General features: G+C 37.4%; 12 protein-coding genes. 4 read left to right on the top strand and 8 right to left on the bottom strand.

Annotated elements, in window-relative coordinates:
• Window positions 1-18: 18 nt before the first annotated feature.
• Complete coding sequence (locus MY533_RS02790; protein WP_248717949.1) at window positions 19-957, bottom strand: beta-ketoacyl-ACP synthase III; 939 nt, start codon at window positions 955-957, stop codon at window positions 19-21.
• A 1,215-nt stretch (window positions 958-2,172) separates the two neighbouring features.
• On the opposite strand from MY533_RS02790, the gene MY533_RS02785 reads away from it, so the two are divergent.
• Window positions 2,173-2,367, top strand: coding sequence for a YjzD family protein (locus tag MY533_RS02785; RefSeq protein ID WP_132363953.1), 195 nt, complete (start codon window positions 2,173-2,175; stop codon window positions 2,365-2,367).
• A 48-nt stretch (window positions 2,368-2,415) separates the two neighbouring features.
• Here MY533_RS02785 and MY533_RS02780 read toward each other — a convergent pair whose 3' ends face one another.
• Window positions 2,416-4,542 (bottom strand): ATP-dependent Clp protease ATP-binding subunit, encoded by a 2,127-nt coding sequence (locus MY533_RS02780; RefSeq protein ID WP_248717948.1) that lies wholly within the window; start codon window positions 4,540-4,542, stop codon window positions 2,416-2,418.
• Between the two features lie 273 nt (window positions 4,543-4,815).
• Here MY533_RS02780 and MY533_RS02775 point away from each other — a divergent pair, with 273 nt between their 5' ends.
• The gene (locus MY533_RS02775) at window positions 4,816-5,493 is read left to right on the top strand and encodes a Crp/Fnr family transcriptional regulator (RefSeq protein WP_248717947.1); all 678 of its coding nucleotides are present in this window, start codon (window positions 4,816-4,818) and stop codon (window positions 5,491-5,493) included.
• A 691-nt stretch (window positions 5,494-6,184) separates the two neighbouring features.
• Here MY533_RS02775 and MY533_RS02770 read toward each other — a convergent pair.
• Both MY533_RS02770 and MY533_RS02765 read right to left on the bottom strand, forming a co-directional pair.
• Window positions 6,185-6,493 (bottom strand): metal-sulfur cluster assembly factor, encoded by a 309-nt coding sequence (locus MY533_RS02770; protein ID WP_248717946.1) that lies wholly within the window; start codon window positions 6,491-6,493, stop codon window positions 6,185-6,187.
• A gap of 53 nt (window positions 6,494-6,546) precedes the next feature.
• On the bottom strand, window positions 6,547-7,311 hold the full coding sequence (locus tag MY533_RS02765) for a prolyl oligopeptidase family serine peptidase (protein WP_248717945.1): 765 nt from the start codon (window positions 7,309-7,311) through the stop codon (window positions 6,547-6,549).
• 121 nt (window positions 7,312-7,432) lie between these two features.
• Between MY533_RS02765 and MY533_RS02760 the strand changes: the two genes are divergently transcribed.
• Window positions 7,433-8,242, top strand: a complete 810-nt coding sequence (locus MY533_RS02760; RefSeq protein WP_132363963.1) for a Cof-type HAD-IIB family hydrolase — start codon at window positions 7,433-7,435, stop codon at window positions 8,240-8,242.
• A gap of 276 nt (window positions 8,243-8,518) precedes the next feature.
• A complete protein-coding gene (locus tag MY533_RS02755; RefSeq protein WP_132363999.1) occupies window positions 8,519-9,376 on the top strand; it encodes a DegV family protein in 858 nt (285 codons plus the stop codon).
• 81 nt (window positions 9,377-9,457) lie between these two features.
• Here the strand turns inward: MY533_RS02755 and MY533_RS02750 are convergent, their stop codons facing one another.
• The 4 genes from MY533_RS02750 to MY533_RS02735 form a co-directional block, all read right to left on the bottom strand.
• Complete coding sequence (locus MY533_RS02750; RefSeq protein ID WP_248717944.1) at window positions 9,458-10,927, bottom strand: alpha-amylase family glycosyl hydrolase; 1,470 nt, start codon at window positions 10,925-10,927, stop codon at window positions 9,458-9,460.
• Window positions 10,928-11,231: 304 nt separating this feature from the next.
• A complete protein-coding gene (locus MY533_RS02745) occupies window positions 11,232-11,597 on the bottom strand; it encodes a YisL family protein (RefSeq protein WP_132363967.1) in 366 nt (121 codons plus the stop codon).
• Between the two features lie 180 nt (window positions 11,598-11,777).
• The gene (locus tag MY533_RS02740) at window positions 11,778-12,680 is read right to left on the bottom strand and encodes a fumarylacetoacetate hydrolase family protein (protein ID WP_248717943.1); all 903 of its coding nucleotides are present in this window, start codon (window positions 12,678-12,680) and stop codon (window positions 11,778-11,780) included.
• Between the two features lie 434 nt (window positions 12,681-13,114).
• Window positions 13,115-14,281, bottom strand: a complete 1,167-nt coding sequence (locus MY533_RS02735; protein ID WP_248717942.1) for a DUF418 domain-containing protein — start codon at window positions 14,279-14,281, stop codon at window positions 13,115-13,117.
• Window positions 14,282-14,352 lie beyond the last annotated feature (71 nt).

Here is a 14,352-nt window from a genome sequence, read left to right as displayed (position 1 = left end):
TCAAGCATTTTTCGTTTTTTATTTTCCCCATCTAATTGTAACGGCACCCCATGTTAAGCCACCGCCAAATCCAACAAGTACTAATAAATCATCATCTTTAATTTTACCTGCCTCAAGCTCATCTACCAAGGAAATACCAATAGACGCTGCCGACGTATTCCCATATTTATGAATCGTTTTCGACATTTTTTCCGGTGGTAGTTCTAGACGCTCACGAGCAGATTCCATAATTCGAATATTCGCCTGATGCGGCACTAAAAAATCTACGTCTTCTTTTGTTAAACCTGCTTTTTCTAATACGTTTACTGCAGATTCACCCATTTGACGAACTGCAAACTTAAATACTTCACGGCCATTCATAGCGATTGTGTCCTGCTGTGTTAAGTACAAATTCTTTCCACCTGTACCGTCTGCACCAAGCTCAAATGATAAAATACCTCTACCTTCTGATACTGAACCAACGACTGCTGCACTTGCACCGTCACCGAATAACACAGCGGTATTTCGGTCTTCCCAATCAAGTACTTTCGATAGTTTTTCAACACCTACTACTAAGACATATTTATAAGCATTTGATTCTACAAATTGCTTTGCTGTGACTAAACTATATATAAATCCTGAACAAGCAGCCGCTTGGTCCATCGCAGCCGCATTAACTGCTCCAATTTGCTCCTGAACCATACATGCTACACTTGGAAAATTTTGATCTTGTGTTACTGTTGCTACAAGTATTAAGCCTATTTCCTCTGGTGTAATACCTGCTTTTGCAATAGCCTCTTTTGCAGCAGCTACTGCTAAATCTGAAGTTTCTTGGTCATCTGCAGCAAAACGGCGTTCTTCAATCCCTGTACGAGTTCGAATCCATTCATCTGAAGTGTCCATCATTTTTTCTAAATCAAAATTTGTAACGACCTTCTCCGGAACGTATTTGCCAATTCCTATAATACCAGCGTTCATTTAGCAACCCCTCTGCTTTCTTACTATCAATTATTAGTAACTGGTCATAATTATAACTCATAATGAAGTATTGGTGCAAGATGAATTAAATTTAACGTTCCTTATTACTAACGTGGGGTTGATTTACGTTCCGACTTGGGGCATCCGATAAATCCTAAGGAATCACCCATCCGCACCGGAAATCATGCAAGAAAAAGCATTACTTTTAGGAATAAGTGAAACTGCTGAAAAAATATAAAAATGGCGGTTAATGAAAAAAAAGCTGCAATAAATCTGCAGCTTTAGCCTTGTTAATAGATGAATTATCAACAACGTAAAAGTCGATAGCGTAAAAAGATGAAAGGTGGCTCTCGCATGAATCTGCGTATGTCCAATCTATGCTCTAATAGGTCGTTAAGGATCATCTTCTCTTTGGAACATTTTATGCTCTGAAGAAATTGCTTGGTGTGTTGCCGTACAGAAGGTTTCAAACGACGTGTTGTACATTTCTTTTTATTAGGTTTGCTACCGTAGTTGTATGAACGTAATGGCTGACGCTTTAATGGTCTGGTGTTGCGGTGGTGCTTTCGGTTCAATAAACAACGTTGAGTAATACGCATCCGCTATGGTAATGAAGTAAATCACAAAAAGTAATTGTTTCATTCAATGGTTCAAAATTTTATTTCTCCCTTTTTTCAGTTCTATCAATTCGAATTGTCTAGTTATAATACGAATGATATGTAAAAAAGTTTCAAATCAAAAATGACCAATGCACAGATGACCCAATTCGCTATGAGATACCTTAAAACTCAACATTAGTTTGAATAAAAGATAACCATACGCTCACCATAAAATAAAATGGCAGCGAGTATGAACCACGTTAATTTTTCCTAATACTTTTCTCTATAACTTCTTCACGCATTAAAACAATGATAATAATTATTACCTGCCATTAATGTAGAATCAAAGAAAAGATACACTTCGTGGTGAAATTGGAAATCGAAAGTAGGCATGAACCAATCGATTATTTTTCCACATTCAAACAACACGGACTCTCTCTAGCATCAGCATTTACAACGTCTTCGAATTTCGCCGATACCAATGAAATTGCATGAAAGTACAAATTAGAATTATCGTTGTGACAAATTCGCCATGTTTCACAGAAAAGGTTTTTTTTTTTTCGATTTATGTTATGATATGATAATGATATAAAAAAGTTCGGTTGAGGTGAAATTAATGCAATATATCGTAACATTCATATGGTCATTCCTACTAGTTTCAATGTTAAACTACGTAGTAAGTTCTGTACTTGGTGTTGATTTTGATTTCCAAACTGCTGTTGTCACATCAGTTGTATTTACAATTCTTGTTTTCATCATCGGAGCAGTTATTCCAAACGAGTCAACTCCAGAAGCTGCAGACAATCATTAATTCAACTAGAAAAAACCTGTTTCGCTCAATGCGGAACAGGTTTTTTTGTTATTTTTCAACTATGCACTGACCATCATGCATTCTAATGTGCAATGTTTCACCTGGTAATACTTCACCTCGAAGCAATTCTTTTGCAACCGCAGTTTCAATATAGCGTTGCACAAAGCGTTTTAGTGGTCTAGCGCCAAACTGAGCATCTGCTCCTTGTTCTACAACCCAGTCAATTACATGTTGTTCTACTTGTAAAGTAATGTCTTGCTCAGCCACTCGTTTGACAAGCTGTTCGACATATTTCCAAGCAATCGCAGTAAAGTGTTCATCTGATAATGCATGGAACATAATAATATCATCCATACGATTTAACAGCTCTGGTTTAAAGTGTTGACGCAGTGCAGCCATCACTAAATCCTCAACTGCAACATCGTCTTCCTTCGCTTCCATTAAATAGCTTGAGCCAATGTTAGAAGTTAAAATGATCACTGTGTTCGTAAAGTTGACCATACGACCTTGGCTATCCGTAATGCGTCCATCATCTAATATTTGCAGTAAAATATTTGCAACATCAGGGTGTGCTTTTTCAATTTCATCTAATAACACTACTGAATATGGATTTCGGCGAACAGCTTCTGTTAATTGACCACCCTCTTCATAGCCAATATAGCCTGGAGGTGCCCCTACAAGACGTGATACACTATGTTTTTCCATATATTCACTCATATCAATGCGAATAAAATGATCTTCAGAATCAAACAGCTGTGCCGCTAGTGCCTTCGCAAGCTCCGTTTTACCAACACCTGTTGGCCCTAAGAATAAAAAGCTACCAATTGGTCGATGCGGGTCTTTAATACCAGCTCTAGCACGCCACACCGCTTCTGTAACAAGCTGTACAGCATTATCTTGTCCGACTACACGCTCATGCAATGTATCTTTTAAGCGTAATAATTTTTCACGCTCACCTTCTACTAATTTCGTCACCGGTATCCCCGTCCAGCGTGAAACGATAGATGCGATTTCATCAGCTGTTACCTCTTCACGTAAAATACGTGATTCCGTACCATTCTCTAATTGTTTTTCCATCTCTTGAATTTCCTTTTCAAGTGTAGGAATTTTACCATGACGTAGTTCGGCAGCTTTATTTAAATCATATTTACTTTCTGCTTCATCTAAGTCACGACGGTATTTATCAAGTTTTTCACGTTTTTTCTGAATGCCGTGTAACGCTTCTTTTTCTGTTTCCCATTGTTTACGCATGCCCTCTGAGGATTCTTTCAGCTTTGTTAATTCCTCACTAAGTTGCTCTAGACGTTTTTTACTTGCCTCGTCCTTTTCTTTACGTAACGCTTGCTCCTCAATTTCGAGCTGCATAATACGGCGCGTTACTGCATCCAACTCCTGTGGCATGGAATCTATTTCTGTTCGAATCATCGCACATGCTTCATCGATTAAATCGATGGCCTTATCTGGCAGGAAACGCTCTGTAATATAACGATTTGAAAGCTCTGCTGCCGCTACAATCGCACGGTCATGAATACGTACTGCATGATGTAACTCAAAGCGCTCTTTCAAGCCTCGTAATATAGAAACGGTATCTTCAATAGATGGCTCACGTACAAGCACTTGTTGAAAACGACGCTCTAAAGCAGGATCCTTTTCAATATACATACGGTATTCATCTAATGTTGTAGCCCCGATACAATGTAGCTCACCTCGTGCAAGCATTGGCTTCAGCATATTCCCAGCGTCCATCGCACCATCTGTTTTACCTGCACCAACAATTGTATGAATTTCATCGATAAATAAAATAATGCGCCCCTCGGAGTCTTTTACCTCTTTTAAAACACCTTTTAAGCGCTCTTCAAATTGTCCACGGTAACTAGCACCTGCTATCAAAGCACTCATATCTAACTCATACAGTATGCAATCCTTTAACCCCTCAGGCACATCACCCTTTACGATACGTTGGGCTAACCCTTCTACAATTGCTGTTTTACCAACCCCCGGCTCACCTATTAAAACAGGGTTATTTTTCGTTTTGCGTGTTAATATACGAATGACATTCCGAATTTCTTCATCACGTCCGATTACCGGATCCATTTTACCGTTTTTTACTTCATCTATTAAATTACGTCCAAATTGTTCTAATGGTTTTTTGTCATCTGTTTGTTGAAATTGCATATTTAGCACTCCCTTTCAATAATGTTAAGCGGAATCTCGTTTGCCATTCTGTTTCACAAAAAAATGTTTGACCTTTTTTGACTAACTTTATTTTACAACACACGACAAACCTCCGCAAAGAATTAGCCCTAAAATTTCTTCCCTTATAACTGGAAAATTACGTTATAATAAAAGTATGTTTCTTAGATTTAGTATCGAAATTGTTCACCATCCTTTTGTAATAATTAGACATCTTTTACAAAAAGAAAGCGATGTGTTGGAAATATGGTTATAATGCAAGAAAAATTTCATGATCTTTTTCAAAAGCACGGTGTTTTTATTAAAGTAAATAAGGATAGTAAAATTTTTTTAGAGGGCGAACGTGCGCAAGAAATTTATTATATAAAAACAGGAGCTATCTCGATTAGCCAGGAAACAGAGAATGGGAAGGAATTAACCATTCGTATTTGTGGTCCAGATAGTATTATTGGAGAAGGCTCATTATTTTGTAAACTTACGTATAATTCTATGACTGCTAAAGTTTTAGAACCCTCTAGTTTATATGTACTAAGCCGTGAATCATTGGAACTTTTACTAGTAGAACAACCTAATTTAATGGTGGAATATATGAAGTGGTTGCAAACAGAAAATTTAAAACATCAAAGTCGTTTGCGCGATTTAGTTTTAAATGGTAAAAAGGGCGCTTTATTTTCAACACTCATCCGCCTTTCAAATACTTATGGTAAGCCTTTAGAAAATGACACTATTTATATTGACCTCCCATTAACAAATACAGAAATCGCTAATTTATGTGCGACGAGTCGCGAAATGATTAATCGCATGCTTAATGACTTAAAGAAGCGAAATATTATATCCTTCGAAAAAGGTTATATTACCATTCACGATTTACAATTTTTAAAGGATGAAATTGCCTGTGAGAATTGTCCGTTACAAATATGTCGTATTGATTAAATCGTTATACGCAAAATCCCCGCTTATGAGTTGTAAGCGGGGATTTTTTATAATAGTCAAGGAAATCGTTGTGTATATTATGAGGGAGATTTCCGTTCCAGGCTACTCGCTTTCCTGTGGGCGAGCGTCGAGTAGCCTGGAACGGAAATCAGCGATAGCGTAGATATTGTTGCCGCTGACACTTCGTTTTCGGCAGACGAAACCTTTTTGTTAAAGTTGTGTATTTGCTCTTTGGAAGGTGGATGTCGATAAAAATGAAAAGTTGGGTGATAAAACGTGAAAGTTTATCGATAAAATTTAAAAGTTGGGCGATAATTCCTAAAAGTGTTCCGATAAAACTAAAAAGTTGGGTGTTATTTTGTTAAAACGTACATCATGTGATTCAGTTGATTGGAGTGCAGACTGGGCGACTCCTCAGGGATCAGATCACAAAGCGAGTGAAGCGGCTCACCGGACGCCACCAGGAAGCTTTTCTCTGTGCGAAAGCGAAGCGTCAGCTACAAATGTTTTCTGTAGCGAAAGCGAAGCGTCAGCTACAAAGCGCCTAGCCGGAACGGAAATCAACCCCTCGTTTTGCCAAGGAGCCCTATTTTTATATGACACCTTAATTTGATTAGCACAATAGTTTTTTGATGCAAAAATCCCCGCTTACTGTTGCAAGCGGGGATTTTTTATCTGCTTTATAGTGGACTTAGCGTACACCTAATGCCATTTTTGCATAGCGTGACATTTTATCTTTTGACCAAGGTGGATTCCATACAATGTTGACATTTGTACTTTTTACCTCTGGAAGCTCACCTAAAGCTGTATTCACTTGATCAACAATAACAGGTCCTAGCGGGCAACCCATAGAAGTTAATGTCATTGTAACAGTTGCTACACCTTCTTCATCTAACTCTACATCATATACTAAACCTAAGTTGACGATATCAATACCAAGCTCAGGGTCAATTACATTTTCTAATGCACCTAACAGGCTGTCTTTCATATCTTGATCCATCTGTATTTCTCCTTCCGTCACAGTGTTAACTTAATCATAGCAGATGCATCTTATTATGCCAAATGCTGCGCAAGCCATTCAGTTGCTGCTAACATGCCATCTCGAGACACAGCATGGCCCGCTCTTTTATTTGCTAAGAATTTTAAGTCTTCTGGATTTTGTTCATAGTATTTGCGTAAAGATAAATAAAAATTATACGTTTCATTAAAAGGAACGGTTTTATCTAATTCCCCATGCCAAAATAACACAGGTCTTCCTGCGAATTTTTCTGGTGTTAGGCTGACATCATATTTAGCAAGAAGCTCATTCGTTTGTTGTACTTCTTCTTCGGACATTGGCAATTTTACACCGCTTTTAGCGAATTGCTGTAATTGATACTCCGCTAATTTAAGAAACCCTGGCGCACCCATACATACTGCTGCTGTATTAATCCAGTCATAACGCTTTAAACAGCCTGATGTTACAATTCCACCCATCGATGTACCAGCAACGCCAATTTTATCATTCAGTAATAATTTTTTATTCTTTAATTCATTATATAATTGTTCAACTTCATGAATAGAATTTAAAACGATATCCCAAAAATGTAAGCTCATTTTCATCTCAGATAGACCTTCACTACGGTCGCCATGTAATTTTGCATCTGGTAATAGGACACGCACCCCCCTGCCTACTAATTGGTATGCATAATGTAAGTTATGTTCTTTTGCACTCATAAAGCCATGTAAAAAAATCACTACCGGGGTTTCTTCATTCATACTTTCCGTATGTATATGTAATAAAGGAATATTTCCCCACAATTCTTTTTCAACAATCATCTTTGTCACTCCCAATTTTTGTCTCATCTTTATGTTAGCAAACTTTTCTCACTGTGACAAAATTTTGACGAATGGATGACAAAGAGATACTATTCAAATTATAGGAAAGGGGCAATAAGCTATGAAACCGCATTTAATCGTTTTGGACTTAGATGGTACGTTATTAACGGACCAACAACAAATTTCAACAAAAACTAAAAAAACATTATTGCAGGCAAAAGAACAAGGCCATCAAGTGATGATTGCTACAGGTCGTCCTTATCGTGCGAGTGATATTTACTATCACGAGCTTGGCCTTACAACGCCCATCGTGAATTTTAATGGTGCTTACGTCCACCACCCAAAAAATGCTGCTTGGCAAACTATGCATACTCCTATTGATTTAGGTGTAGTGCATGATGTCGTCGATTCCATTAAGAGCTATGAATACGAAAATATCATTGCTGAGATTAAGGACGATATTTATGTGCATACAGAAGATGAACGGATATTAAATATTTTTAATATGGGGAATCCAAAAATTACTCTTGGGGATCTCTATACTCATTTACTTGATGACCCAACAAGTTTACTAATTCAAGCGAATGATGTAAATTCCACGATTATTCGTGATCATTTACAGGCTGTTCATGCAGAGGTCATCGAACATCGTCGTTGGGGTGCACCGCTTCACATTATTGAAATTGTTCGCCGTGGCTTAAATAAAGCAGTAGGAATCGCTCATGTAGCAAAAGATTTAGGAATCCCACGCGAGCGTATTATTGCATTCGGTGATGAAGATAACGATTTAGAAATGATCGATTATGCAGGCATCGGTGTAGCAATGGGCAATGGCATTCCTGCATTAAAAAATATTGCCAATGAAATTACTACAACCAATAATGACGATGGCATCGCTAAAATACTCATCGATCGCTTGAAATTAACCTAGATAAGTAGTAATTTGAAAATAAATACCCTATTTTTTTCTGTTTAACTTTATTCAAGAGTACTCTTTATTCGCTGAGTACTTATTGAATAAAGTTAAACATTCCTATGTTGCAATTATACTGAAACTCGATATGATAATATATCTATATAATATTTCATTCGAAATAGTTTTGAGAAACATAGAGTGGAAAGTGAAAGCTCGACACTTGTTCACCTGTTATGTAGTATAGGTATTTGAAAACTTCTCATATAGAATATTAAATTAGGGGGACAAATGATGAAAATTTTTACTGATAGTGGATGCGATTTACCAAAGTCTTACTATGAAGAAAACAATGTTGAACTTCTTCCACTACGCGTGCAATTGAACAATAATGAATATGATGATGTCGTTTCAATTGATTCCAAAGAAATTTACGATGCTATTCGTCAAGGTGCTCACCCAAAAACATCCCAAGTATCACCAGAGATTTTTCTCAACCATTTCGAAAATCTAGCAAAGAATGAAGAAGAAGGGATTTATATTGCCTTTTCATCGGAATTATCAGGCACCTATAATACGGCGGTCATGATTCGCAATCAAGTGCAGGAGCAATATCCCTCCCTTAAATTAGCTATTATCGATTCTAAGTGTGCTTCACTTGGTTTTGGCCTAGTAGTCGAAGAAGCGGTTCGACTTCGAAATACAGGTGCTTCATTGGAAGAAATCGAAGCAAAAATCACAGCTCTTACCCCACAAATGGAACACTTATTTACGGTTGAGGATTTAGATTACCTTGCTAAAGGTGGGCGTGTATCAAAGGCAAGCGCATTTCTTGGAGGGCTCCTAAGCATTAAACCAATTTTAAATGTAGAGGACGGTAAGCTTGTGCCGATTGAAAAATCTCGCGGGCGCAAAAAAGCCATCGCTCGCATGTTAGATTTAATGCAAGAACGCGGCGATGATTTTTCCGATAAAATTGTAGGTATTAGTCATAGTGATGATGTGGACTTTGCCAACGAAGTAAAGGCTTCTATCCAAAAAAGATTTTCGCCAAAAGCCATTCAAGTAACAATGATTGGCTCAGCAATTGGCTCACACGTTGGACCAGGAACAATTGCGATCTTCTTTACAAATAAAAGCTATCAAGCTTAACAAAAACCCCCTCCGCACTAAAAAGTGTTGAGGGGGTCTATCATTTTATTTTATAGTAACTACCTGTAAATGAAGCACCCTTTATGATTGAGCATCTTGCTCATTACGACGTACTTTACCTCGTCTAATAATAACAACTACAAATGCTATGAATATAACCCATACTAATCCTAGTGCTACCATATAAGGTACATTTAATCCTTCATCATCTTTAACTTGATAAATCTCTACCATTTCACGATTTAAAATAACCGGATACACGTCTTTTTCATTAATACGTACTTTTTCTTGATGGATAATACCATTTAACATTTTACCTTCCCCAAGCTGAGCAGGTGTTAAATCAACGCGTTGTGTTTTACTAGTGTTGTTAACCATGATGACCCATTTTTCTTTATCGGATGTACGTGTAAATACAAGCAGGCCATTTTCATTTGTAATAACGTCAAAATCACCGTTGCGTAATGTCTCAGATTTATTACGTAACGATTGAACATTTTTAATATATTCGATTAATTCATCATCTGTTTTAAAGTTGAAAATTTGATGTGTATCTGGCTTTGTTTCCCCGTTCATCGCAATTTCTGTACCATATTGCACAACTGGAATTCCTGGCATCATAAATAAAGCACCCATCGCCATTTTCAAACGCGTTGGTGGGAACATATTTTCTGTTGCAGAATCAAATGTGAAACGACGCGTTTCTAGGGAATCGACCATAATTTGAGTTGGCTTTTCACCCGTAAAAGGTTCCATCAACTTAGAAGAATCCATATCAACATTTTTAAATATATTACGATAAATATCAGCCGTAGCTGGTGAAATACTTGCATCAAAGTTCGCATCACTTTCTTCATTCGAAATGACATAGAGCGATTTTTTCGAATCTTTTAATGCTTTAATCACTTCATTGATAAATCCTGTATCAACACCAGCAATATTTGTTAAACGCAGCCCACCAACATTATATGTAGAGACAAAATCTGTTGCTGATTTAATAAGTGCTTCTTGTACATCTTTGTTTGTTAAGTCCCACTGTACTTGTCCATTATTTGTCGAAGCAATCCAATCCTTTTTCGCTGGATCTTTTGCCCACTCATGACTCGGACTTACGTTGTTTAGTGGGAAATCAACCATGATCGATACATTTTTAGCTTTATAGGCCTCAATGACACTTTGGAATTCCTCAGATGTACCAAAATGACGCTCAATTGTAGAGTAGCTCGTCGGCATCGATCCATCATATTTCTCAGTGGCAAAAATCGGACCAATAGAAACGATTGTAAAGCCCATCTCTCCGATAAATTTTAGTTTTTCCTGTAAGCCTACAAAATCGCCTCCTGCAAACTTAGTAGGGTCTTGCGTATTTGTATCAAAATCGTTAGTGCCCGAACCATTAAAGAAACGGTCAACGAGTAAATCATAGATGCTTTCTTCTGCAATTGTTCTTGTCGATGCTTCATCAGCATACGCAATTGGTGTAGCACTCACTAATGAAGTTGCTAGTAAAAGCGATGCAGCTGTCGCACTTATCCACTTCTTGAATTTCACTTTTAATCCCTCTCTTTCAAACCAATCCATCGTCATTTTACCAAATAAAATAGGCACGTCGCTATCATTTAAAAATATTTTCCGAAAATGCAAAATTAATTACGACAAAAAGGTGTCAACTTCTCCTACGAATACAGTTTATCGACTTGGTAGCAGGACCCGAGCAATTTTTCGAGTTACCTGAGCACTTCTTCGGTTAACCTGATAGTTTTCTGATCTCCCCAAGCGCTACTACCTAAACAATTTCATCTTCCCTCCAAAATAAAAAGCCGTGAAGCGAATCCTTCACGACCTTTCCAAATAATTATGCTAAGAAATTTTGCCCTATTGGCAGTTTGAAGCCTAAATATAATGTAATGAATAAGAATACTGCAAATAAAATCCAAAACAGACCATTTGGTTTATTTTTCTTTTGACGAACTAATACCATTTCCATCATACCAATGACTAAAATACCACCTAAGAACTTAAGACCATATTGCATTGGATCATTAGCTTGGTATTTGAAAAATAGTGCCCCACCAGTAATGATAATTAAAATGTAGAATAAACGTAATGTCATATGTAAGCCTTTTGACTGCTTGCCCATTAATGCTGCAATTAAAAAGATTACGATTGCAACTACCCAAGTAGTAATATGCAAATGCGTTTGGCTAGTTAAGAAATTCATTATTTTCCCACCTCATATTCTTTTTTCTATCAAACTCTATCCTACCATGTGATGGAAAGGGTTTCAAACATTACAATAGTGTTCATGTAATATAAAACAATTACGCCGAGGCATAATTGTTGCTGTCGCTACAGCTAGAGTTAAAAATCCGCGGAGGTAAACTCACGCGGATTTGGAATATTATTCAAAATGATTTACTAAAGTACCGATGCCTTGGATAGACACTTTCACAGTATCCCCAGCTTTTAAAAATTGTGGCGGATTCATGCCTTTGCCAACACCTGCTGGAGTACCCGTTAAAATAACATCACCTGGCTCTAATGTTACATGCTGAGATAAAATCGATACTAATGATTCTACAGTGAACATCATATCTTTTGTTGAGCCGTTTTGACGCACTTCATCGTTCACTTTTGTTACCACTGTTAAATCTTGTGGATTCGGAATTTCATCTTTTGTTACAAGGTAAGGTCCAAGTGGACAAGTTCCCTCCAAGCTTTTTCCTAAGAAGAATTGCTTATGTTTTTCTTGTAAATCACGAGCTGTTATATCATTGGCAATCGTGTAGCCAAATACATAATCATAGGCTAAGTTTTTCGGAATATTTTTACCTCTTTTACCAATGACAACTGCTAATTCGCCTTCATAATCCATTTTCGATGAAAGATCAGCATGAATAGAAATTGTTTGATCATCAGCTGCAATAGCAGTCGGAGATTTTGTAAATACCATTAAGTCTATTGGAGCTGCCTCTGCCCCCATTTCTTTAGCATGTTCATCATAGTTTTTCCCAATACACATAATGTTTTTTGGTGTACGTGGAATCGGTGATAACCACTCAATTACTGTAAATTCACGTTTGAAACTTTCTGCACGGTCTGATTTTTCAGCGGCTTCTACTAATTTACGAATCTGTTCAACAAAATCAAAGCCTAGAGCAATGCCATCTACAATTGAACTTGAAAAAGAAGGGAGAACTTGAAGTTCATTTTGAATAGCGAGTACATCCCATACCGCTTCTTCTTTTTTTACTTTTGGTCCAAAACTTACATGTCCACCTAATTTAAACGATAAAATTTTCATGATTTTCAGAGCTCCTTCTTTTTTCTACATAATACAACAATATTATAGGAATTGCCTTACTTTTGCGACAACTATTTTTATTCCTATTAAATCGTGGGCTCATCACCATAACGTGGGTTGATTTCCGTTCCGGATGGGCGCTTTCCTGGGGGCGTCCGATGAGCCGCTTGGGGCAACAGGATGTTGGTCACGAAGGCGTTATCACAGGACGTGATGGTCTTAGCCTTCGTTCCTTTATGTGCTCGCTCCAGGGTCTCATCTGTGACGCTGATCCCCAAGGAGTCGCCCATCCTCCACTACAATCCACTTATATACATAACATACGTTTTAACAAATGCTATCCCAACTTTTAATAATGAGCCAAGTCACGATTAATTATTCTTATTATACAAGACGTATTCATTAACTATATGTTGCCGACACGCTGAATACAATTAACTTACTTTAGTTTTCGCTTTATATGTTAACTTGCGCCATAAAGCCTCTAAAGGGCCTTGTTGCCATTTCGCTAGGCAAATTTCTGCCACAATCATTTGGACAATAATAATACCGACTGCAATTAACACACCTGTTGCGACGCTCACTTTTCCATACCAGCCAAATCCAAATTGATAAAATAAACATGTTCCAATGATTGATTGAAGTATGTACATCGTTAATGACATGCGCCCTATTTTTGCAAAAGGACTAAGCAGCTTTGGTATAACTGGAAGTAAACAAAGTAAAACAATGAGCCCTGTATAGCCAACTGCTAAAATTGGACCACCTATATATACTTTCAAGTAGTCTAGCAAATAAGTACGCGTAAACATGACTGGTAAGCTCTTAATAACAATGCCAACTGCTAATCCAGCTATTGCTAATGCTAGCCAAAGCCATTTTAGCTCCTTTGCTCGTTCCACTAAATGCCATTTAGATGCCGCGGCACCCATTAACATAAATGGTAAAATTGTAAATAACGCTACAAACCACATGCCGATCCCCGCCTGAACAGATAAATCGGTTAAACGTTGCATAAATGCATCCATCCAACTGCCCGTTCCGTAAGAAGTTATCGCCTGCTCTACCGAAGTAATATCTAAATACTCATCAATTTTCATATTAAAATTAATATATCCTACAATGAATAACATAAAAACTTGCATAACGCCGTTAATCACAATACCTATTGACAATAACCAAATAGGGTGAAGACGTAGTAAAAGCAATAAAAAAATGCCGCAAAATGCATACATCATCAAAATGTCGCCCCACCAAATGAGCACAGCATGGAGCAAACCAAATACAAATAATACAGAAAGTCTTCGCAGTCCTATTGCATAAAAATTTTGTTCACGACTTTGCGCTTTCTGCCACTGCATAGCAAGTCCATAGCCAAATAACATGGCAAACAGCGGATAAAAGCTACTTTGTACATAAATATCTAAATTTTGCTGCCACACTATATCAGATGGTGTTGTAAACCATGATGCCAAATCAATATATGGCATCGGCAAATAAAAGGCAAACATATTAACGAGTAAAATGCCTAGTAAGCTAATACCTCGCAAAATATCTAATGTTGCGACGCGCTCCTGCAACATTGTCGGTTTTAACTCCACAAAATAGCCTCCTCTATGTATACGGCGAAAACAGGGCTCTCTAACATTCATTCCTTTATATGAAATTATAT

The sequence above is a fragment of the Lysinibacillus sp. Ag94 genome (genome assembly GCF_023242215.1).
In the GTDB taxonomy this organism is placed as follows: domain Bacteria; phylum Bacillota; class Bacilli; order Bacillales_A; family Planococcaceae; genus Lysinibacillus.
This window is presented reverse-complemented; position numbering and strand designations above follow the sequence as displayed.

What these genes read in the sequence shown, in the direction of transcription:
- MY533_RS02755 (WP_132363999.1), top strand. Translation starts at nt 8,519, where the DNA reads ATGAAAATTTTTACTGATAGTGGATGCGATTTACCAAAGTCTTACTAT.
- MY533_RS02760 (WP_132363963.1), top strand. Translation starts at nt 7,433, where the DNA reads ATGAAACCGCATTTAATCGTTTTGGACTTAGATGGTACGTTATTAACG.
- MY533_RS02775 (WP_248717947.1), top strand. Translation starts at nt 4,816, where the DNA reads ATGCAAGAAAAATTTCATGATCTTTTTCAAAAGCACGGTGTTTTTATT.
- MY533_RS02785 (WP_132363953.1), top strand. Translation starts at nt 2,173, where the DNA reads ATGCAATATATCGTAACATTCATATGGTCATTCCTACTAGTTTCAATG.
- MY533_RS02765 (WP_248717945.1), bottom strand. Translation starts at nt 7,311, where the DNA reads ATGATTGTTGAAAAAGAATTGTGGGGAAATATTCCTTTATTACATATA.
- MY533_RS02770 (WP_248717946.1), bottom strand. Translation starts at nt 6,493, where the DNA reads ATGGATCAAGATATGAAAGACAGCCTGTTAGGTGCATTAGAAAATGTA.
- MY533_RS02740 (WP_248717943.1), bottom strand. Translation starts at nt 12,680, where the DNA reads ATGAAAATTTTATCGTTTAAATTAGGTGGACATGTAAGTTTTGGACCA.
- MY533_RS02790 (WP_248717949.1), bottom strand. Translation starts at nt 957, where the DNA reads ATGAACGCTGGTATTATAGGAATTGGCAAATACGTTCCGGAGAAGGTC.
- MY533_RS02745 (WP_132363967.1), bottom strand. Translation starts at nt 11,597, where the DNA reads ATGAATTTCTTAACTAGCCAAACGCATTTGCATATTACTACTTGGGTA.
- MY533_RS02780 (WP_248717948.1), bottom strand. Translation starts at nt 4,542, where the DNA reads ATGCAATTTCAACAAACAGATGACAAAAAACCATTAGAACAATTTGGA.